We start from the raw sequence: 2,119 nt of genomic DNA, 5'->3' as shown, positions 1-2,119 counted from the left end.
ATCGCCGAAGTAGCGCCGGATCATGGGAGCGTCGATGTGGCCAATCTCGCCCGTCCAATCGGCAGATGGGCGAGAAAGCACATGAACGATCTCGGCGATGCCCTCACGGTCGAAACGTTCCAGCTCCGCCGCCTGCAGGATATGCTCCGAAGAGCGGTTCCCGCACAGTAACACGCAGGGGCGCGGGTCGCGCTCGAGACGAAGTTGGCGCAGGATGCCGAGTAGCGGCGCAAGACCAACACCCGCTCCGATCAGCGCGATGCCCGGCTCGGTCCGACCCGCAACAGTCAGCGTGCCGTGCGGACCATCCACATAGGCTCGAGTCCCCGGTCTGATTTGCCCCACCCTCGACGTGAAGTCGCCAAGCTCTTTGATGATGAACTGGAGGCCGGGTCCGGAAGCGGGCGCAGAGCTGATCGAGAAGGGGTTCTCGCAGTGCGAGAAGCAGCTATGGCCCACGTTAAGCCAGACGAATTGACCCGCCTCATAATCGATGCCGCGATGACCTCGCGGCTCAATCTCGAGTTCCCACACTCGGTCGGCAATTCGGCGCACCGAGCTTACAGACCAGGGACGCAAGGCCTGCAGTACAGGCTCGACGGCATAGACCCAAACGAGCGAGAGCATTGCTGTTGCAAAGAGTCCGATCCAAACAATAGCAAGCGCCGGGTCAGCAGCGTAGCGCCCAGCGGACAACGTATGGTGGAGAACAAGCGCGGCCACGGCGAGCGCGCCGATGCCGTGCATCAGCCGCCAGGTCTCATAGCGGTAGGAAGCCTTCGTTCGCCCGATCGCGAGAAGGACAAGCGAGGGCAGCAGAATCCAAGCAAGTATCCCGCCGATCAAGAACTCGAGTTCATAGACGATCGTCAGTTGGCGCGTTCGATCCCATGGAACCGGCTGGTTCGGAGACGTCTGGTAGAGAAATGGGTGGATAAACGCGAGAACGAGCGCAGTCCGACCAAGAAGCTGGTGGAGCCTCATCGTTAGATCCATGCCAATTCGACCGGAGATGCTCCGGAACCGTCCAGAGAGAACAAACTCCGTGAGCATTATGGAGAATGCGAGCATACCCGCGCCCGAGCCAAGCTCGTCCCAGACCGAGCGCGGCGGCCGAGCCCCTGCAGCTGCAAGCCCAAGCGGGAGAAGCGTGACGATGAGATAGCCTACAAACAAGATCCTCGGGCTCAAGCTTCCTCCACAATCTCATTCCCTTGTTATTGCCAGAGCGGTTCAAGGTGCTGCCGCCACTGCCGCGCGAGACCGTTCGCTCAGCGGCGTCTCGTGGCGCATCCTCCCAGGCTAATTCGGCCGCAAGGAAATTGAACTGCGCCAGCCTAGTATGCTACCGGATTTTCGCTCAACACCCACCCAAGAGTAGTCGTTCGACTGTAGCCTGGCTATTTGCTCCTTAGTCGCCCTACGTTGCGAATACCTTCATCACGTTTGTCCGATGACGAGCTACGGCTCAAGCTAGAGGCAGAAACGGCGGGCTCAGTCTTCGATCCACCCACCCCTTCATTAGCAATTCGCCTAACATCGCCATCGATGGCTTGTGAGCAATGATTTGCTAATCTGGCGTCTCGTCTGAGCATTCGCAGCGAGTGCGGCCTGCTCCGGCTGATGCGCGGCGAAATTCCCGGGCCGGTCGATAATCAGAAAAATGACTTCGCCAAACAATGTCTTCTCAAACCTTGCCAAGATTGGGAGACAGAATTCTCACGAACTCTGTTGCCCTGACCCGCTCTTATTGCGAGCGGCTATAACCCGGCGCTCAAGGGCCTCGATCACCGGGGTCATGAAGTCGGCGCCCGTCACACGCTCGGCCGCGTGAAGCGCGCCGGGCGAGAAGACGTTGACCTCGACCATCTTGTCGCCGATCAGATCGACGCCTACCAGGAACATGTCATCGGCCTTGAGCTGATTTCTGGAGAGATCGGCGATATGGCGCATGCGATCGGTCGTGACGGCTCGTTCGGCGCGACCGCCTGCCGTGATGTTGCTGCGAAGATCGCCGCTCGCCGGAATGCGACGCACGGCGGCGACTTCGCCGTCGACCTCAAGGATCTCGCCTTCCAACAGAAACAGGCGCGTATCTCCCTTCTCGGCCTCTGGTAGG

At 59.9% G+C, this 2,119-nt stretch carries 2 protein-coding genes; both read right to left on the bottom strand.

The window, feature by feature from the left end; genetic code table 11:
• A partial coding sequence (locus AC33YF_RS13760; protein ID WP_491777782.1) for a ferredoxin reductase family protein occupies positions 1–1,191 on the bottom strand: 1,191 nt, incomplete at its 3' end.
• Positions 1,192–1,719: 528 nt separating this feature from the next.
• A partial coding sequence (locus tag AC33YF_RS13755) for an ATP-grasp domain-containing protein (protein ID WP_491777781.1) occupies positions 1,720–2,119 on the bottom strand: 400 nt, incomplete at its 5' end.

Source organism: Methyloceanibacter sp. (assembly GCF_058506495.1).
The sequence above is the reverse complement of the archived record's forward strand: the minus strand, read 5'-3'. Positions and strand labels throughout refer to the sequence as shown.